General features: G+C 65.9%; 16 protein-coding genes. 4 read left to right on the forward strand and 12 right to left on the reverse strand.

What is annotated here, in order from left to right:
* Positions 1-3 precede the first annotated feature (3 nt).
* The 9 genes from QCE64_RS27075 to QCE64_RS27115 all read right to left on the reverse strand — a co-directional run bounded on the left by QCE64_RS27075 (position 4) and on the right by QCE64_RS27115 (position 13,285).
* A complete protein-coding gene (locus QCE64_RS27075; protein WP_310007198.1) occupies positions 4-930 on the reverse strand; it encodes a hypothetical protein in 927 nt (308 codons plus the stop codon).
* Positions 927-1,730 (reverse strand): HipA family kinase, encoded by an 804-nt coding sequence (locus QCE64_RS27080; protein WP_310007200.1) that lies wholly within the window; start codon positions 1,728-1,730, stop codon positions 927-929. Before QCE64_RS27080 ends, QCE64_RS27075 begins: the two co-directional genes overlap by 4 nt.
* Before the next feature lie 161 nt (positions 1,731-1,891).
* On the reverse strand, positions 1,892-2,761 hold the full coding sequence (locus tag QCE64_RS27085; RefSeq protein WP_404987446.1) for a hypothetical protein: 870 nt from the start codon (positions 2,759-2,761) through the stop codon (positions 1,892-1,894).
* Between the two features lie 26 nt (positions 2,762-2,787).
* Positions 2,788-5,217, reverse strand: a complete 2,430-nt coding sequence (locus QCE64_RS27090) for an NfrA family protein (RefSeq protein ID WP_310007202.1) — start codon at positions 5,215-5,217, stop codon at positions 2,788-2,790.
* The gene (locus tag QCE64_RS27095; RefSeq protein WP_309934035.1) at positions 5,214-7,394 is read right to left on the reverse strand and encodes a glycosyl transferase family protein; all 2,181 of its coding nucleotides are present in this window, start codon (positions 7,392-7,394) and stop codon (positions 5,214-5,216) included. Before QCE64_RS27095 ends, QCE64_RS27090 begins: the two co-directional genes overlap by 4 nt.
* Positions 7,391-9,568 (reverse strand): cellulose biosynthesis cyclic di-GMP-binding regulatory protein BcsB, encoded by a 2,178-nt coding sequence (locus tag QCE64_RS27100; RefSeq protein WP_310007204.1) that lies wholly within the window; start codon positions 9,566-9,568, stop codon positions 7,391-7,393. The genes QCE64_RS27095 and QCE64_RS27100 overlap by 4 nt, the downstream gene beginning before the upstream one ends.
* 740 nt (positions 9,569-10,308) lie before the next feature.
* A complete protein-coding gene (locus QCE64_RS27105) occupies positions 10,309-10,620 on the reverse strand; it encodes a hypothetical protein (RefSeq protein ID WP_310007207.1) in 312 nt (103 codons plus the stop codon).
* Complete coding sequence (locus tag QCE64_RS27110) at positions 10,607-11,962, reverse strand: acyclic terpene utilization AtuA family protein (protein ID WP_310007209.1); 1,356 nt, start codon at positions 11,960-11,962, stop codon at positions 10,607-10,609. Before QCE64_RS27110 ends, QCE64_RS27105 begins: the two co-directional genes overlap by 14 nt.
* 18 nt (positions 11,963-11,980) lie before the next feature.
* Positions 11,981-13,285, reverse strand: a complete 1,305-nt coding sequence (locus QCE64_RS27115; RefSeq protein ID WP_309925050.1) for a citrate:proton symporter — start codon at positions 13,283-13,285, stop codon at positions 11,981-11,983.
* A gap of 100 nt (positions 13,286-13,385) precedes the next feature.
* Between QCE64_RS27115 and QCE64_RS27120 the strand changes: the two genes are divergently transcribed.
* A complete protein-coding gene (locus QCE64_RS27120; RefSeq protein ID WP_309925052.1) occupies positions 13,386-14,276 on the forward strand; it encodes a LysR family transcriptional regulator in 891 nt (296 codons plus the stop codon).
* 54 nt (positions 14,277-14,330) lie between these two features.
* Here the strand turns inward: QCE64_RS27120 and QCE64_RS27125 are convergent, their stop codons facing one another.
* Positions 14,331-15,389, reverse strand: a complete 1,059-nt coding sequence (locus QCE64_RS27125; protein ID WP_309925053.1) for an NAD(P)-dependent alcohol dehydrogenase — start codon at positions 15,387-15,389, stop codon at positions 14,331-14,333.
* A gap of 408 nt (positions 15,390-15,797) precedes the next feature.
* Between QCE64_RS27125 and QCE64_RS27130 the strand changes: the two genes are divergently transcribed.
* A complete protein-coding gene (locus QCE64_RS27130; RefSeq protein WP_309925055.1) occupies positions 15,798-16,094 on the forward strand; it encodes a hypothetical protein in 297 nt (98 codons plus the stop codon).
* Here QCE64_RS27130 and QCE64_RS27135 read toward each other — a convergent pair.
* The gene (locus tag QCE64_RS27135) at positions 16,086-16,403 is read right to left on the reverse strand and encodes an HNH endonuclease signature motif containing protein (protein WP_309934046.1); all 318 of its coding nucleotides are present in this window, start codon (positions 16,401-16,403) and stop codon (positions 16,086-16,088) included. The two genes, QCE64_RS27130 and QCE64_RS27135, sit on opposite strands and share 9 nt — an antisense overlap.
* 159 nt (positions 16,404-16,562) lie before the next feature.
* Between QCE64_RS27135 and QCE64_RS27140 the strand changes: the two genes are divergently transcribed.
* Positions 16,563-16,865, forward strand: coding sequence for a hypothetical protein (locus QCE64_RS27140; protein ID WP_309817900.1), 303 nt, complete (start codon positions 16,563-16,565; stop codon positions 16,863-16,865).
* A gap of 4 nt (positions 16,866-16,869) precedes the next feature.
* Here the strand turns inward: QCE64_RS27140 and QCE64_RS27145 are convergent, their stop codons facing one another.
* Positions 16,870-18,081 (reverse strand): nitronate monooxygenase family protein, encoded by a 1,212-nt coding sequence (locus tag QCE64_RS27145; protein ID WP_310007211.1) that lies wholly within the window; start codon positions 18,079-18,081, stop codon positions 16,870-16,872.
* A gap of 337 nt (positions 18,082-18,418) precedes the next feature.
* On the opposite strand from QCE64_RS27145, the gene cyoA reads away from it, so the two are divergent.
* Entirely contained in the window at positions 18,419-19,306 is an 888-nt protein-coding gene (gene cyoA / locus QCE64_RS27150; protein ID WP_309925060.1) for a ubiquinol oxidase subunit II, read from the forward strand.
* The last annotated feature ends 1 nt before the right edge of the window (position 19,307 follow it).

Genomic DNA, 19,307 nt, shown 5'->3' on the forward strand with positions numbered 1-19,307 from the left:
GCGTTATTGGAGCGACGGCAGCGCCCACTCATAGATTTCCTGAGCCAATTCGGTTTCGGACGGCAGGCTGACGACGCGGAAGCCGTCGCGCTTCAGTTTCCACGCCTGTTCCTCGATGACGTCGAGAATGCTCTTGTACTCACGTGCTTCGAGTTGCTGCTTGTCAGGCAGCAGCAGGAAAAGCCCCGTGTCCTTCAAGTTTCGAATCCGCGAATACGTGGTCAGGTCGCGGCTGGATTTGAGCACGTTGAATTCGACGGTACTGGCGTTCTTGTGGACAGCCGACACGACGCTTCCGCACGCTGTGCCGGTTTTCAGGTTGAAGTCGAGGAAGTGCTGCACGCCCCGGTCGTCCACGAACTCACCCGAACCGCTCTCCGTGCCAAGCACGAACTTCTCGTAGTCGAGATGGGCAATTCGCTTCAACTCCTCGTTCACGAGCGCCCGCACGCGTGACGTGTCGAGGGACGCGAAGCCTCGCCGGGCCGCCTTGACCTTCGGCGCCATGACAACGACTTCCTGGAATAGACGGTCTACGGTGGAGTCGACGGCGTCGCCGGACGTATAGGCAGGCGCCGACACCTGCAACGTGGCCGAGCCGAACGTGACTGCGTTCATTGCGGTCTGGTGGCGGGCGGCGCGATGCAGCGTTTCCCCGACATGCGTCATGATTTCGCGGAAGGCGCGGCGCGGGAAGGCCTCTCCATAGACGCACTCGAAGCTTTTGTAGTCTTCGAGAAGCTTGAACTTCAGCGCCTTGCCTTCGGGCTGCACGATAACGCCAACGCTGAAGCGTTGCGGAATGAAGACGTCCGGCTGTAGCTCGACGGTGCCCCAGATTCCCGAGAAAGATGGCTTGACGGTTGCCGTGGCCAGACGAGCCAGATGCTCGGGGTTCCCGAGGTCGCGGAAAAGGGATGAAAGATTCATGCGATCACCCCCAGCTTCTGCGCAAGCCAGCCCGGATTGGCACGGTAGGTCAGATAACCCATGATGCCCTGCGCCAGTTCGGGCGCGGCGTCAGGCGAAAGCACGTTGATGAACGTGCTCAATGAAGCCTGCACCGATGACAGCGCGCGTTGGTGCGTGTCCGCGGAAACGGCCATGGCGCTATGGAACGCCTTCAGCTCTTCCGAGGAAAGATGCTGCTGCGCTTCGTCGAGCAGACTACGAGAGGTATAGGAGACGCCCATGGATAGCCAGAGTATGTCGTGAAGCAAAGTCTCGTGGTCCTTTGCAACGTAAATGCCGTTCGAGCTCCGGATGAGATTGCCGAAGTTGCGGTCACGGTTGTCCGTCCAGACGTCGAAGGCCGCCATGAAGCGGACGTCCTGGCTCCGCAGACAGCCTTTGCGCGAAAGCCAGAAGGCCCACTTGTGCACCTGCTTGACGGACTTCCCCGCAACAATCTCACAGCACCACGCGGCGCACATGTTCAGCCCGTTGGTCCAGTTGGGTAACGCCATGTTCTTTCGCAGTTGCTCGACAGGAACGAGCACGACTGCGCCGAATCCCGGCACCGGCACCCCCACCGATGCCGTCAGCACCCATCCCACCGCCTCGCACAAGAGCGCTGGCGTATTGGGCTTGAGAAGTTTCACGAAACAACTGCGCAACTGTCCGGACGCGTCGCGGATAGTGGCGAAATGGATCGTGTTGTTGGCCCCGTCACAGGCGGGAATGCCGCGAAATTCACACCACGCGGAGGCGTCGAGAAGAGGAACTGGCATTGCGGACCAACTCAGACATCCTGAAGGCCAAGGACTGACGTTTAAGGCATGGCATGCGCCATCGGGCTTTTAGAGCGTTCAATCTAGCATGTCGAGTTCAGCCGTCATCAACCATCCGCAACAACTTGAAGAATTCAGACTTTTCGCGTCACAACCCGTTATCACCGCTTCCTGTACGCGTCCAGCAACTGCTGCACGAGCGTGTTCGACACATAATGCGGACCGTCGAACAGATAAATCCGATAGCCCCGATACGCATCGATCTGCGGCTTCAGTTCCGCCACCGTAGCCGCGCGAAAACCCCCTCCCACCTGTGGCCGAAACGCCTCCGCGATGATCCTGACCCGCCCGCGCCCCAGCTTCGCCGCCAGCTGATCCGCATACTCCCGCGCCACGCGCGGCTCGCGCGCATACACGCCGCAACCATCCTGCAGCAACACGCCGACATCGCGCGGCAGCCATTCGTCGAGCCACGCGGCCAGCGCCGTGCCGCCCACATTCGCGCGGTCGTAGACGCTGATCCACAACGGCCGGGGCAGCGCATCCAGCGTCGCGCGCAACGCACCCGCGTTCTGCCAGGTCGGATCGATCTCGACAGGAAAGTAGTAGCCCGTGACATGCACCGGCGGACGCGCATCCACGAGCTGCATCGATTCGTTGAACAGCTGTGCCGTGTTCGCGCGCGCGGCAGCTTCGTCGAAACGGCCTGCCAGCCCGATGATGACGTCGCGCGCCCACGGCTCCTGCCCGATGCGCTCCCAGTCCGGCAGCCGTGCCGCCATGCGCAACCCGGTTCCCGGCAGGAAGGAGAGACCGTCCACCGCCGTCCACTGCACGATGAGTTCGTGCGCACCCAGCTTGTCCCAGTCGCCGTGCGGGTCCGCATGGGCGTTGTCGGGTTGCCAGACCATGCCGTGCACCAGCCGTGGCGGCGCGGTATCGGCGCAAGCAACGGAGAAGGCGCAGCACGCGGCCGCCAGCACGGCGCAGCGCGCGGCCATCAGCGGATGAAAATGCAGAAACGGGAACATGGCGCGGCAAGCGGAAGACAGTGGCGTCAGTACGAGAATACCGCACCGAAGAACACGCCTTTCGCGCGGTCGTCGCCCGCGACCCGGAAGCGGTATTGCACCGATACATCGACGAACGAGCGCGGCGCGTCATACCTGCCGCCGCGGAACGCATAACGCGCCGACACGCCCGCGCCGACGCCCACCGGCACGCTGTGATCGATCGCCGAGTCGTAGTCCATACCGACCACCGCATGCGGAAACACGGTCAGGCGCGGACTGAGCGCATCCACGCGATAGCTGCGGCCGAGACGCGCGTTGGCCGTCGCGTAGCTCGAATGATTCGCGATGTAATGCCCCGCTTCGCCGTAGACCGTGCCGGTCCACCAGCTCGGCACATCGAGCCGGCGGGCGTCGCCGAAACCGTTCGAGTAGGCGGCGCGCGCCAGCCAGTCCGAGCGCACGTCCGAGCCGAGCGGCACGATCTTCTCGATGGCGAAGATCGCATTGGCCGACGCAAACGGCTTCACCCGCGCGCCAAACGCCGCCTGCAAGGTCGAGGTTCCCGACGGGCCGCCGCCCTTCACGCCGAAGTTCTCGTAGCTGCGCGCATAGACTTCGAACATGCGGTCGCCGAGACTGCCGAACGGACGCCAGTACGCTTCCACGCCCGCCTGCCAGTTGTTCGACACGCCCGGCACCGGCGAGAACGCCACGCCCTGCTGCGCGCCATTGCCACGATAGTTCACCGCCGCGCTGAAGCCCCAGTTGCGCGTGGCTTCGGCGTGCGCGGCGCGGGCATCGTTCAGCGCCTGCGCGGAGAGCGCTTCGTCGGCGGGACCGTCCGCGCTGCGGTCGATGGCATGCTCCAGATAGCGCGCGCCCTCGCCCGCACGATGCATCCCGAGCGCCGCGTAACCCGCATCGGCTTGCGCGGATGCAGGCAACGTCCCGTCGCGGTCCGCACGCGCGAAGTAATCCAGCGCGAGCGCATTATCCCCGGCGCGTTGTGCGACGAACGCCGCCTGCACGTCGGTCAGCGCATCGAGCAGCTGTGCGTCGATAACGCCGCGCGCCGCTTCCGACGCCTCACGCGTACGACCCAACGCCACGAGGTCGTCGATCAGCGCGATACGCGGTTGCGGATCGTCCGGCACGGCGGCAATCGCCGTGCGCCATTCGTCCGCCGCAGCACCGCGCTCGCCGCGCTGCTCCGCCAGACGCGCCGCGCGGGTCGCGGCCAGCGCCGGATCGTGCGCGTAGACATCGCACGATGCGCCGAATTCATCGGCGCGGCATTCGAAGGTCGGACGCGCCAGCGGATCGACTTGCACGGCTTGCGTCACGCCGCGTCGCGCCAGCGACTGCGCACGATGGCGGCGCAAGGCGATGGCGGCATCGGTGTCGTCTGCGGCCTTCGAGCGTGGCGGAGGCAGCGCATCGAGCGCGCCTTGCGCATCGCCCTGGGCCAGTCGCACGTCTGCGACGATGGTCCGCGCCACGCGGGCGTCGCGTTCCTGCCGTTCATCATCCGATGCAACCGACGCCGACAGCACCCGCGCGAAGTCGCCATCCGCGCCGCGCGCCGCACGCGCATAGCCGCGCAGCGCCCACGCAAGCGCATCGTCGGGATTCCGCGCGACGGCATCGCCGGCTACCGCTTCCACGCCCGCCAGATCATCGCGCGCGAACATCGTCTCGATCAGCTGCATGCGGTAATCCGCGCGCCACGGCGCATACGCCAGCGCATGCTGCGCGCGCCGCTGCGCTTCATCGAGATCGCCCCTCTCGCGCGCCGCATACGCCGCCCGCGATTCGGCCGGCGCGAGCCGGTCGCCAATGAAACGCCGCCGCGCACGCAAACCGTCGCTGTCGCCGAAACGCGCCGTCGCATCGACGGCGGCGGTCCACGCGGCGGCATCGTCGCCACTCGCCGCAAGGGAATCGATCAGCAGATCGCGCAGGCGCTCCACCTGTGGCGCGAGCCGCACCGCCTCGCGGCCCGCGCTCACCGCGACTGCGTAGTCCTTCCGTCCATAAGCCCGATACGCAGCGCGCGCCGCCTCGAGCGCTGGCGCCGGCAGATCGCCCGGCACGCCGCCGGTGCCCCCCGACGCAATCAGGATCCCGATCTGCCGTCGCCGCGCCGTCAACGCAGGCGTCGGCCCGAACTGTGCGACTGCGTCATCCAGCACGCGCCGCGCCTCTTTCAGACGCCCGCGCGCCGCCAGCGCATTCGCCAGCAGCAGACGCAGTTCGGGCACGTCGGGCCGCTGGCGGATCGCTTCGCGCGCGCCGGCGACGGCAGCGGCGTAACGGTGTTCGTCGTAGGCCGCGAAAGCCTCGCGCGCCACGCGATACGACGCGCCGCTCAAGGGCAGCGGCAAGTTCGCATCGGCTCGGGAAGCGTTCGGCGCGCACAGCGTCGCGGCGGCCCAGGCCGCGACGCCCAAGCGGCGAGAAAAACGCGCCGTCACGACTTAGCGGTCCGCGTGCGATGGCGGCGGCGCTGCTCGCCAATTGCGACGGTCAACGCCTCGTGCGTGATCACCCCTTCCGCCACCAGATAATCGCCGATCCGCCCATGCCGCTCCGGCCGATACTGCTGCAACGCCGTCTCGAACGCGCCGCGCGTGACGAGCCCCATCTCGATCATGAGGTCGCCGAGCAGCGGTACGCCGTCCGCGACGGGTTCATCGCCGGGTTCGGACAAGCGCTCGTCATCCGCCGCGTCCGGATGAACCAGCCGCCCGACCGCGCGCATCATCCGCAGGCCCGCCGTGATCTCGCTTTCGCGCACCACCTGCAAGCTCACCGCGCGCCCCGCCGCCGCGCTCAGTTCGGCGAGCGCGGCATCGTCGAGCAGGCTCGCGCAGACGAACAGCGCGTGACCGTTCGTATCGAAGCCCTGCGGCAGCGCGCGCAACCGCACGAGTGCGTCCGGCTGCGCCACCTGGGTGAGGTCCATGCGCAGCGGATCGAAGCGGCCGCGCGGCAAGTCCGCCTGGAACGCGATCGCCTCCGCGAGCGTCTCTTCGTCGAGCCAGCCGCGCGTGATGAGCACGCGCCCGATCGGCGCCTCGCGCGCATGTTCAGTGCGGCGCGCCTCTTCGAGCCGCTCGGGATCGATCGCCTGCCAGGAGACGAGCAGTTCGCCCAGTTCCTGACGCGTGTCGCGCAGGCCTTCGTTGCTCGGGAAATCGTGCATGGTCTTGTCCCATGCGAGCCTGCGCCCCGTCAACGCATGCACGATGAACAGCCGCCACGCGCGCGACACCGCCATGAAGTTGATGACATTGCCGATCACCATGCGCGGCACCGAAAGCACGCCGTGCTCCCAGCCGTACAGGCGCGTCGTGAAGATGATGCGTTGCGTGACGCGCAGCACGAGCGCAATCGAATTCGCGATCAGCAGCGCCTGAAGCCATCCCGAATCGATGAACGGCGACGGAAAGAAGCGCGTGGCAATGCGAAAGTACGACGCCGCGGCGAACAGCATGAACTGCCCCGCGAGCAGATAAGCAAGCATGCCGACGAAGGCCGTCACGACGCCCTTGCGATCGCGCAGCAGCAGATAGCGGTTCGCCAGCGAGCCGCTCCAGCCCGTCAGCGCCCAGCCTTGCAGGCCGATGCCGAGCGTCCAGCGCGCGCGTTGCCGGTAGGCGGTGCGAAAGGTATCGGGGAAGAACTCGCGCACGCACAGCGGCATGGTCATGCGGATCTCGCGCTCGGGCCCGAGGCCGAACCAGCCCTTGCGGCGCGTCGTGAATTCGACCGGAAACAGCGGAAAGATGGACTGCATGCCGAGCTTGAGAATGCGCGCGCCGATGTCGTAGTCCTCGGTCAGGCTCTCGGTATTGAACGGCTGCTGTTCCGTCTGCTCAACCAGCGCGCGCATGGCGCGACGCGAGAAGCACGTGCCCACGCCCGCCGAAGGCACCGCGCCCGCCAGACTCTCGCGCACCACGAGATCCTTCCCATGCCATTCGGCGAACTCGTCCATGTAGGTGCCCGCGACGAGTTCGAACCAGTGGCGTTCCAGCGACGCCACCGGCAACTGGATCATGTCCTTGCGCGGCAGAAGGTAATTGAAGAACTTCAGCTCGACGGGATGCAGCACGTCTTCGCTGTCATGCATGACGATGCCCGCGAACTCGATGCCCGCCTCGAACTCGTAATGCATGATGGCCTGCACGAGCCAGTTGAGGCAGTCGGCCTTGCAGGTCGGGCCGTCGTGCGGCACTTCCACGCGGTGCAGATGCTTGTAGCGATGCCGCATGCGCTCCACTTCGGCAATCGTCGCGGCATCGTTCTGATAAGTGCCGACGAACACCGTATACGCGCGGTAATCCAGCACCCGCACGAGGTCCTCGATCATCGCGGCGATCACGTCCTGCTCGTGCCACGCGGGCACCATGATCGCGATGGGCTGTTCATCGCGCGCATAGAGCTGCTCGACCGTGAGCGGCGCGTAACGCCGCTCCACCGTCACGCGCCGCCAGAGCTTGCGCGTCCAGTACCAGACGTCGATGAAGAGATCATCCACGCTCGACAGCAGGATGATGGCCGCAACCGTCGCGGCCATGTACTCCAGTCCCTGGTAGTAATCGGCGAGCAGGATGCCGCCGTACCACCTGAGCGTCTCCAGCATCACGCGCGATCCTCGTCCTGCGCGCGGCGCTGTTCGGCCTGATGTCTGCGCCGCGCCCGTCCCGCCAGCACGATCAGCGCGAGCAGCAGCACCACCAGCACGCCCGGAATGCCCCAGCGCGCCCAGTGATGCGTGACCCAGTCGGTGCTGCTTGCGGGTTCGTCGGAGAGTTCGTCGGGGTTGACGGTGTTGAACTGCTTGAGCACGCCGCTGCCGTCCACCACGGCGATATTGCCGCGCGAAAGCTGGAGCTTGTCGGTGAGCACGGGCGCCGCGCCTGCCGAGCGATAGACGATGCCGCTCTGCCCGCCCGCGCTCGCCACGCTCACCACCCCGACGCGCGAGAGACCCGACATGTCGAGCAGCGTGTCGCCGGAAGGCGAACTCAGCGACAGACGCTGCGCCGAATACAACGCGGGGTTCTTCTCGCCGTCGAAGCTCACGTCCGCGGCGAGGAACGGGCCGTCCGGCTGTGTGGCGGCCTGCGCGGACGCCACGGCGAATTTCGCGGTGGCCGGCGCGATGCCCGCCGCGCCGGTCAGCACGGCCAGGCGCGGCACGCTGGCGAGCGCGTCGTCGAGATAGGCGCGCGGCACATACACCGTCGCCGACGACGCATAGCGCGCCGCCATCCCCGCGAAGCTGTCCTCGGGCGTGGCCTTCGCGAGCCGCAGATGGCTGGTCGGCAGGACCGCGACCGGATACGCCTGACGCGCCTGGCATCCGGCATCCGGCTGACGGCGGAACGACACGCGCAACTCGTTGGTGCGCGCAAGCGCGTAGCGCGGGATCGACGCCACCAGCCGCTGGCGCGCGCCATCGACATTGATGAGACGCGCGCCGATCATCACGTCGTTGAAGTAGACCGTGGCGGTCGCGCCGCCGTTGGAGAGCGTCGGCGACGCCGCCAGATCCAGCACCACCTGCGCCGGCAGGCGTCCGTTGCCCGAGGCCGCGGCGAGGTCGAAGCGCGCGACCCACGAAGCGTCGGTCTGCACGTCGATGCTGCGCGGATCGCCGCCGAGATCGGCCAGCGGAATGTCGTCGCCGCGCGCCTGCTGCTCCACGTCGATGCGATGCACGATCACCCGGTCGGATACGTCGATGGGCCGCCAGCCATGCGCCAGCGCGCCGATGCCGCGCGTGTCGCCCACCACGATCAGCGCCCGTCCGCCCACGTGCGCGATGCGCACCTCGCCCGGCGCGAGCGGCGCCGTCAGTTGCGAAGCCGTGCGCTTGCGCCAGGTATCGAACGCGGCGAGCGCGTCGGCGGATGTGCCGGTCACTTGCAGCCGCAACGCATCGAGCGCCGCGCCGAGCGTGCGCCGCAGGGGTTCATCGGCGACCACCACGTCGGGACCGAACGCCGTGCGCGGACCCAGCGCCACCAGCGCGCCCAGTTCCGCCTGGTTCGCGAGCACATGCTTGCCGCCGCCGGCCAGCGCGGCGAATGCGGGGATCGCGCGCAGCGGCGCGGGAACGTCGAGCTCGCCCAGATCCACCGTATCGCCCGGCGCTGGCAGCGCCTGCATCACGGGCCGCTTGCCGTCGCGCTGCAAGAGCGCGTCGGTGCGCCATGCGGCATCGTAGGCGCTGCTCGACAGCTTGCGCCCCGACACCGCCAGCACCGGCGCATACGGCAACGCGCTCCATGCGGTGCGCAGGTCCTGCACGTCGGCCGGATCGAAGCGGAAGGTGAGACGTGTGCCCGGGTCCACGCGCAAGACATTGCCGATGGCCGTCTGGTCCGTGCAGTCGTTCTGATTGATCACCGACGCAAAGCCCAGTCCGAGCCGCACGAAACCGGCGTTGCGCGGCGCGCCGTCCACGCCCAGATTCAGCGACACGCTGCCTGCGTCCTGCGTGAAGGCGCGCGCCAGCACCGGCGAGCCGTCGAGCGAGAGCAGCATGGTCACGCGGCCGCCGTCGCCGCGCACATAGCCGCCGTCGAACTGTAGCGCGGCGTCCTTGAGCGGCACGCCCGCGGGCACGGGCAGGAAGAATTCGCGGCGCGTATCGGGCGCATTGAGCGCGACGCTTTCCAGCAAGCCGAGTTGCCTGAGCGTGACGGTGCGCGTTTCCTGCACATCGGCGGCGAGGTGAGAGAACGCGTCCGCAAGGCTCGGGTCCGCTGGCGTCGCGGCGGACGCCAGGCGCGGCACGACGCTCGCAAACAAAACGCACGCGGCGATCAAGGTCCTGAAGGTACGTAAGGCGCCTCGTTGATGCCGCTTGAAGTTGTCGTAGATCAAGTTACTTGACTCGCATTTGACGCGATGCGGCGCAGTGGCGAAGTCAATGCGTCACCGGCGCCCGGTAGATACCGGTGGCCGCCGAGCGTGAATTGACATCGCTAACGCCGCGATAGCGTGAGACCCGAATTCTGGCGGGAATGACTCAGTGCTGGATGTTGCTCGACAGAAGCGTCGTGAAAAGCCGCGAAGCGCTTCGATCAATACGTGAGGGAACGGCGCCCCCGTTGTTCCGGGAAGGCCAGCCGCAGTCGCGCGCACGGACAATCCGCAACGGCCCTGCGTGTCAACGAGATGGACGCCCGGATGGATTTCGGGCGATGACGGCTGGCCGCGCATGCCACGGAACGAATTGCCGACTGCTCGTTCCGCGCCCTCGTGCGCGACTTTGCCTCGACAGCATCGGGCGCTGACCCGAAGCCGGAAAACTGCGTTGTTGGCTTCGTTCTCATTGTCCAGACGACGACAAAACGGATTGTATTCAGACGTTTAAGGACAGCCAGACAACAAAAATGTAAAAAAGTCTAACGACAGCATCAGGGCGAGTATTGGCTATTTTTTGTCTATCTTCAGACAGAGCTTTTTACCTATTTTGGCCGGGAAAGTTAGTTAGTCCCACGATCTGAAGATGCAATTCGCATGCGTATTCACTATTCATCCGCCCCTCACGCGGGCGCATCGATTTCAATGTCGAGTAACGCGGCGCTCACCGACTTGCCGTGTGCATCGAGCGCGAGGGAACGCGTGACGCCGCCGCCGAGCGCATGACTCAGCACGAAGTTGAACGCATGCAAATTCGGCAGTTCATGGCGCACGACGGCGCCTTTCACGACGTCCGCGAGATGCGCCTTGACACGTTCCGGCGTGACTTGCTCGCGTACATGCGCGTAGTGTTGCGGGTCGTAGCAGATCACCGAGACATTGAGCGTGTTGCCCTTGTCGCCGGTTCGGCCGTGGGCCAGTTCACGCAGTTTCATCGTTTGTCTCCACGAATTCGAAAGCCGGGTTCACCTGTTCGCACGGCAACAGCACCGACTGCACGGCGATGACTTCACGCGTCGCCTTCGTCACGCCGCCGCCGCCTGCCGGACCGTTGGTATAGAGCGTCTCGACCTCGTTGCCGATGCGCGCCGCTTCGCGCGCGTTCGCCGCGCGTCCCGCCACGCGCACGCGGACTTCGTACGGTTCCGCGTGACCGGCGGCCAGCGTCTCGCCATACAGCGCGTTCACGCCGATCAGGTCGAAGCGCAGTTCGGACGTCTCGACGCCCGTGAGCGCGAGCCGTTCCCGCACGATATCGAGCGCCAGTCGCGCACGTGCCAGCGCGCCCGGTCCGCCATAGGAAATCTGTCCTTCGCCGATGAAGCCGTCCACATACGCCACCGATACCTTGAGCGTCCCGGTGCGTTCATGACCGCGCCCGCCCGTCACGCGCACACGGTCCGGCGCTTCCTGCGCGACGCGGACCTGGGTGAAATCGGCGACGACGTCCGGCTGGAGGTAACGCGCGGGATCGTGGATTTCGTAGAGCAGTTGTTCCTTGCAGGTCGCTTCCGTCACGCTGCCGCCCGCGTGCGGCACCTTGGTCACGACCACCGATCCGTCCGCGCTCACTTCGCCGATCGGAAAGCCCAGACGGGCAAGCCCGTTCACGTCCTTGCAACCGGGATCGGCGAAATAGCCGCCTGTCACCTGGCCCGCGCATTCGAGCAGATGACCCACGACCGTCGCCTGGCCGAGCGTATTCCAGTCGTCCATGCGCCAGCCGAATGCGTGGATCAGCGGCGCGGCGAACAGCGACGGGTCGGCCACTCGCCCGGTCAGAACGATGTCCGCGCCCGCAGCCAGGGCATCGACGATCGGCGCCGCGCCGAGATACGCGTTCGCCGAGACGATACGTTCGGCATAGCCGCCGACCTCGTCGTCCGATTCCTCGAAACGCAGCGGCGCGCTCAGCACGACGTCGAGCACGTCGTCGCCGGTCACGGCCGCGATCTTCAGCGACAAGCCCAGTTCGCGCGCGATCTCCGCTGTCCGACGTGCCGCCGCGCGCGGATGGGCTGCGCCCATGTTCGAGATGATGCGCACGCCGTTCTTCGCCGCGATGGGCAGCACGGCGCGCATGCGCGCTTCGAGCAAGGGGTCGTAGCCGGACGCCGGATCGTGGCGGCGCGACTGTTGCGCCAGCGCGATGGTGCGCTCGGCGAGACACTCGAACACGAGATAGTCGAGCGCGCCGTGCTCCGCGAGTTCGACGGCCGGTTCGATGCGGTCGCCCGAATAGCCCGCCCCTGCGCCAATTCTGATGATGTCCTTCATGACTTCGTCCAGTCCGGATTAAAGCGGAAACACGCCCAGCAGCACGCACGCAAGCGTCATGACGAGCGACGCGCCGAACAGCAGCGGGAAGGTGAATTTCTGATGGTCCGCGAGATCGATGCCGCACAGGCCGACAACGAGAAAGGTCGCGGGCGTGAGCGGGCTCACGGGAAAGCCGGTCGTCATCTGTCCGAGCAGCGCCGCCTGGCCGACGTGCACCGGCGCGACGCCCAGTTGCGACGCCACTTCGGCAATCACCGGCAGCACGCCGAAATAGAACGAATCGGGATCGAACAGCATGGAGAGCGGCATCGACAGCACGCCGAGCACGACGGGAATGTGCCCCGCCATCGCAGGCGGCACGAAGCCGACGGCCGCCTGCGCCATCGCCTTGAGCATGCCGCTGCCCTGCATGACGCCGGTGAACACGCCCGCCGCGAGCAGGATGCCGGCCATCATCAGCGCGGCGCGAGCGTGCGCGTCGATGCGTTTGCGCTGCATCTCGACGTTCGGGTAGTTCACCATCAGCGCGATGCACAGGCCCACCATGAACATGATCGCGGGCGGGATCTTCTCGCCCATCACGACCATCGTGCCGAGCACGATGACCGTCAGCACGATATTGAACCAGAAATTCTTCGGCCGGCGCAGCGCCTGTTCCTCGGGCGTCAGTTCGCGCTTCGGCAGCGGCACGGCACCGCTCGCGCCCGAGTAGCCGAGGCGCTTTTCCTCGCGTCGTCCGAGCCACCACGCCATGCCGAACACGAACACGAGACCCACGGCCTGCACCGGAATCAGCGGATTGAACAGCGCCGAAATCGGCAGATGCAGCGAGGCGGACGCGCGGATCATCGGCCCGGTCCAGGGCAGGAAGTTGATGCCCGCCGCCATGGAGACCGCCGCCGCCAGCACGCGCTTGTCCATCTTGAGGCGTTCGTAGAGCGGCAGCATCGCCGGGATCGTGACGAGGAAGCAGACCGCGCCGGAGCCGTCCAGATGGATCAAGAGCGCGAGCAGCGTCGTGCCCATGACGATGCGCGTCGGCTTCGTGCCGACCGCGCGCAGGATGCGGTCGATGATCGGATCGAGCGTGCCGGCGTCGGTAATCGTGCCGAAATACAGGATCGCGAACACGAACATGCCGACGACCGGCGCGAGACTCTTCAGGCCATCGATGACGAACTTGCTGGTCTGCAGGCCGAAGCCGCCGAGCAGCGACGCGGCAATCGGCACGATGATCAGCGCGACGAGCGGCGACATGCGTTTTGAGAGGATCGCCCCGAGCAGGACGACGATGGTGGCCAGGCCGAGCAACGGCAGCATGAACATGTCTCCGAATCTTGTTTTTTGATGCCGTTCAGCGTAAGTTCGCTGCAGCGATAACACAATTGAAATGATTTGATCGCAGCCATCACATCTCATAATGGATCTGAATCTTCGCGACATCCGGGCGCTGGTCGCGGTGGCGGACACCGGCAGTTTCACGCGCGCGGCGCAGCGGCTCAATCTGTCGCAACCGGCGCTGACCGTGCAGATTCGCCGGCTGGAAGAGGCGGTAGGCGCGCGGCTGTTCGATCGCAATAGCCGCAACGTCGCGCTGACGCCCACCGGGCGCGAACTGCTGCCGCTGCTGCGCAAGTCGCTGAACGACATGGAGAACGTGCTGCGCGACGCCCGCGCGCTCGGCGAAGGCGGCAGCGGCACCATTCGCCTGGCGTGCCTGCCCACGTTCGCGGCAAGCATGCTGCCGGAGCTGATCATCGGCATGAAGCGCGAGGTGCCGCGCGTCGCCTTTCAGATCCGCGATGTCGTGGCGAGCGCCGTCAACGCGCTCGTGCGCAGCGAGGAAGCGGATATCGGGCTGACGGGCGGCGAGGTCGCGGACCCGTTGCTGGAGGTGCTGCACGCGGGCGTCGACCGGCTCGTGGCGGTGTGTCCGCGCGGCCATGCGCTGGCGCGGAAGCGGCGCATCGGTCCGGAAGATCTCGCCCGCGAGCCGCTCGTGCTCACCGCGCCGGGCACCAGCGTGCGCGCGGTCGTCGATGCCGCGCTCGGCGCCACGGGCGAAACGCTGGAGATTGCCTGCGAGCCGACTTACATGATGACCGCCGTCGCGATGGTGCGCGGCGGCCTCGGCGTGACGATCCTGCCCGAGACGGCGCGCGAGGTGCGCGCGGAGCCGGGGCTCGTCGTGAAAGCCATCGATCACCCGGCCTTCGTGCGGCCGGTCGCGCTCATCCGGAAGAAAGGCCGGACCTTGCCGGCGGTGACGGAGCGCTTCGTCGAAAGACTGCGCGCGGCCATCGCGCAGTGATTCATGCTCGTGCAGGCGCGGCAGCCTCCGCCGCGCCTGCCATGGCAACGCTGCTTAGCTCGGCATCGTCGACATGTCGATCACGAAGCGATACTTCACGTCGCTCTTCAGCATGCGCTCGTACGCGTGATTGATTTCGTCCATGCGGATCATCTCGATGTCGGAGGTGATGCCGTGCTTGCCGCAGAAGTCGAGCATCTCCTGCGTCTCCGCGATGCCGCCGATCAGCGACCCGGCCAGCGCGCGCCGCTTGAAGATCATGTTGAACACCGCCGGCGACGGATGCGGATGCTCCGGCACGCCCACCAGCGTCATGGTGCCGTTGCGCTTGAGCAGCACCATGAACGGATCCAGGTCGTGCGACGCGGCCACCGTGTTCAGGATGAAGTCGAAGCTGTTGGCGTGCGCGGCCATCTGGTCCGGGTCCTTCGAGATCACGACTTCATGCGCGCCCAGGCGCTTCGCGTCCTCGATCTTGCCCGGCGACGTCGTGAACAGCACCACGTGCGCGCCCATCGCGGCGGCGATCTTGACGCCCATGTGTCCAAGGCCGCCCAGTCCGACGATGCCGACCTTCTGCCCTTTCTGCACGTTCCAGTGACGCAGCGGCGAGTAAGTCGTGATGCCTGCGCACAGCAACGGTGCGACAGCCGCGAGTTCGAGATTTTCCGGCACGCTCAGCACGTAGGCTTCATCGACGACCATGCTCGTCGAATAGCCGCCGAAGGTCACGCCGCCGGACTGGCGGTCGGGCGAGTTGTAGGTCTGGATGAAGCTGTCCGGACCGTCGCAGAACTGTTCGAGGCCTTCCTTGCAGGCGTCGCAGACGCGGCAGGAATCGACCATGCAGCCGACGCCCGCGAGTTGCCCCACCTTGAACTTCGACACGTCCGCACCGACCTCGACCACCCGGCCGACGATCTCATGCCCCGGCACGATCGGATAGTTCGACGCGCCCCATTCGTTCCTGGCCATGTGCAGGTCCGAGTGGCAGACGCCGCAGAACAGGATGTCGATACGAACGTCGTTCGCCCCGACCTCGCGCCGCTTGATTTCGAGCGGACCGAGCGGTTTGTCGGCTGCGGCGGCGGCATAGGAATACGCTTTGTACATGGTCTGCTTCCCTCCGGTATTTGCATCTTTTGCGAACGAACGAGCATCTTTCCACGACGGAAAAACGTGACCGCTGCAAGGTGACAGGGTGATGTTATGTGCGACAGCGAACGTTCGCCATGACGCTGCGTGCTTCTGGCGAACGCCGTGCGGATCGCGCCGATGTTTCGGCGGCCATCCGCAACGCCAGTACTGTATGCCTATAGGGGAATTTCTGCCGGGACGGTTGGACATTCGCGGCGCCGCTGGAGAATCCGGCAATCGCGCCCCCGGGTCCGATCCCTGCTAAGGCGGGACTGGCCGTTTTCGCACGTTGCGGTTCAGAGTGGTCTGCAACGCGAAAGAAGGCGCGCCGGGCAATGACAAAGCAACGCGACAAGGCAACGCACAGAGAGAGACCAAGAGACCATGAAAGCGAAGGCCATCACGGCGAGCATCGACATGCCGGGCGGCGCGGTGAGCGCCGAATTCCACATCGATACCGGGCGGCTCAGGATTTTCGAGCGCGGCCTGTTGCGTGTCGAACTGTTTCAGCCGCACTCGTGGTTCGCGGTGGCGTCGGTGGCGGGCAACAGCCGCTGGGGCACGCGTCCTTGCGAAGCGGATCTGAAGCTGGTCGTCGAGAGCTTCATCCTGCAACGCTTCGGCATGGCGGCATACCGGCGCGAGACGCCGTGCGTGCGCGAGGTGCCGGTGTCAGCGTGAACGTGAACGCCGCGTGCGCTGATAGAAGCTGTCCGGCTTGGTCTTCACCCACTCGACAAACCCGCGCACCGCTTCGTGCGCGAGCAGCGCCTCGACGGTCGAATAACGCTGCGCCAGTTCCTTCTCCGTGAAGAGCGCATGCAATTGCCGATGACAGATGCGATGCAGGACGGCGGTCTGCCTGCCGCCTTGCGACTTCGGCACGAGATGATGCAGGTCGCGTTCGGCGGGCGGCACCAAGCGCCCGCACAGCGCGCAGACTTCTTCCTGTGGCGGGCGATACCACGGTTCAGGCAAGCGTCTGGCCATGACGTGACACCCAGCGATCGGTTTGCATGGATCGAGTCTACGCTTCGATGCCTGTTCCTGCGTCCGGCCGTTTTAATTTGCGCGCGCCCGTGGCACCATGAAGACGCTGTGCATTGTTCACTGTTCACCGTCCACGCAGTGCCTGAGCCGGGAGAAGCCATGGAAGTGACCATCAGCGAATTGACGGGCATGCTCGCAGAACTCGAACGCGAAGATCCGGTCGACTACGGCGATCTTCCCTTTGCAGAACCCGAACTGCGCAGCCTCGTGATGACCGCGCTCGTGGACAAGCATCGGAAGCTCCAGTCCAGCGGACTCAATCCCGGCGACGTCAATCTCACCTACATGCTCACCACCGCGCTGCTCGTGCTGGAGAACCTCGTGCTGCATACGCGGTTGTTGCTGCTTCAGGGACAGCGCATCGACGTGAATGCGCTGTTGCGCAAGTATTCGGGCGGCTGACGGCTCAGCAGCCTGCGGGCGTGGCCTGGGTCGCGCCGTGGGTCGCGCCCGTCAGCAGCACCTCGATCAGATCGCGCACGCTGCGAATCGCCGCGCCGAACGGCAGCCGTTCCCTGCCGCGAAAGAACAGCCCGTTGCCCACGTCGCCGCGCAGCGCCGCAGCCAGACGCGTATCGATGCAGAAGTGCCCGAATTTCTCGATGCCGTCGCGCAGGCCGCACGCGCTCAGGCAGTCGAGCGCCGTCGGACAGGCTTGCGGGCGCGTGCCGATCTTCGCCCGGATGCGCTCTTCGTTGCGCAGATAGCGCATGAGCCACGGCGTCTTCACGGCCCGCGCGGGCAGCCCGGTGACGCTGACGAATTCGACGATATCCTCCGGCCGCGCCTCCGCCAGCACGCGCTTGAAGGCCGGATGCGCATCGCCTTCCTCGGTGACCGCGAACGGCGTGCCGAGCTGCACCCCGTTCGCGCCCGCGCCGAGCCATTGACGCACGGCTTCGTGTCCGTCGATACCGCCCGCGACGATCACCGGCACGTCTGCACGCGCCAGCCCGAGCGCGGCGAACGATGCATCCAGTTCCGCCAGCACGCGCTCGAAGCCGAAGCGTTCGTCGTGCATGTCGTCGAGCGCCGCCACGCCCAGATGTCCGCCCGCGTGCGCCGGATGCTCGATCACGACGGCATCGGGCAGCCTGCCCTTCTTCATCCACTTCCGAAGCACGAGCGTAACGCCACGGCTATCGGAAAGAATGGGGATCAGCGCGATGTCATGACCTTGCGTGAGATCGGGCAAGTCGAGCGGCAGACCCGCGCCCATCACGATGGCGTCCGCGCCGTGCTCGCAGGCGGTGCGCACATAGTCGGCATGGGCGCTGACGGCCTTCATCACGTTCACCGCGAGCATGCCGCGCCCTTCCGACACGACGCGCGCCGCCTCGATCTCGCGTCCCAGAGCGATCAGGTTGGCGCGTTCCAGCGTGGCGCGCGACGGGTCCGCGCGGCACATCGCGAGCAGGTCTTCATGGTGATGACGCAAGTCGATGCTCGCGATCGTGCCCATTGCGCCCTCGCGCGCCACGCTGCCCGCTAGCCGATGCGCCGAGATGCCGACGCCCATGCCGCCCTGCACGATCGGCAGCAGGCTGCGGCCGCGTATCACGAGCGGGGCGAACGAATGAACATGAGAGGTCGAGGCGGAGTCGGGATGCAGGTTCATGACGAGGCAATGGCGGCAAGATGCTGCGGATCGTAGCCGCGCGGTCTTCGTCACGACAAGCCCGCGCCGGACACGTCTCTTGACGTTCATCAGAGGCACGGCGCCTCGGCCAAATATTTTTATTACACCCGCGCGCATCGCGACGCGTTGTAGACTCGCCGCTGTTTCGCGAAACGCCTTGAAGATCCGCGACACCCTGTCGCATCCCATTGATCTGAAACAAAATTTCAACCATTCGCGTCATCACGGGCGACCGTCGGTGGCATGATCCTGACGCGGCGCAATGCCGTTCAACGGCGTTCCTCCAACGCCTCGATCATCGAAACAAGCGAATGCAATGAATGACACTACTCAACGTTCCGCTGTACCCGCGCTGACGGCGTTGATGCTCGCCGCCGGCCTCTCGGGATGCAAGCTGGAAGTCCTCGATTCCAAAGGCGCAATCGGCGTGGCCGAGTCCTCGCTGATCGCCACCGCGACCTACGCGATGCTGCTCGTCGTGATCCCGGTGATCCTGCTCACGCTGTTCGTCGCCTGGCGTTATCGCGCGTCGAACACGAAGGCCACGTATGCGCCGAAGTGGGCGCACTCCACGGCCATCGAAGTGGTCGTGTGGGCCATTCCCGCGCTCATCATCCTGTATCTCGGCATCCTCACGTGGAAGACCACGCACGAGCTCGACCCGTACAAGCCGTTGAACTCGCAGGTCAAGCCGATCAACGTCGAAGTGGTCGCGCTCGACTGGAAATGGCTCTTCATCTATCCGGACCTGGGCGTGGCCTCGGTGAACCAGCTGGCGTTTCCGGTGGGCACGCCGGTGAACTTCCGCATCACGTCGGATTCGGTGATGAACTCGTTCTTCATCCCGCAACTGGGCAGCCAGATCTACGCGATGGCCGGCATGCAGACGCGCCTGCATTTGCAAGCCGACCACGCCGGCGACTACGCAGGCATCTCGGCCAACTACAGCGGCGCGGGCTTCTCCGACATGAAGTTCCGCGCACTCGCCCTGTCTCCCGCCGACTTCGACGCGTGGCTGAACAAGGTCAAAACCGCGCCCGAGACGCTCAGCATGGATGTCTATGCAGGCGTCGCGCGTCCGAGCGAGAAGGTGGCGGTGCGTTACTTCTCCACCGTCGATCCGCGGCTCTTCAACAACATCGTCGCCAAGTACAACGACGGCCGTTTCGACGTGAACGGCAACTACTGCGTAACCAAGGGGTAAG

The organism is Caballeronia sp. LZ043 (assembly GCF_031451075.1).
Classification (GTDB): domain Bacteria; phylum Pseudomonadota; class Gammaproteobacteria; order Burkholderiales; family Burkholderiaceae; genus Caballeronia.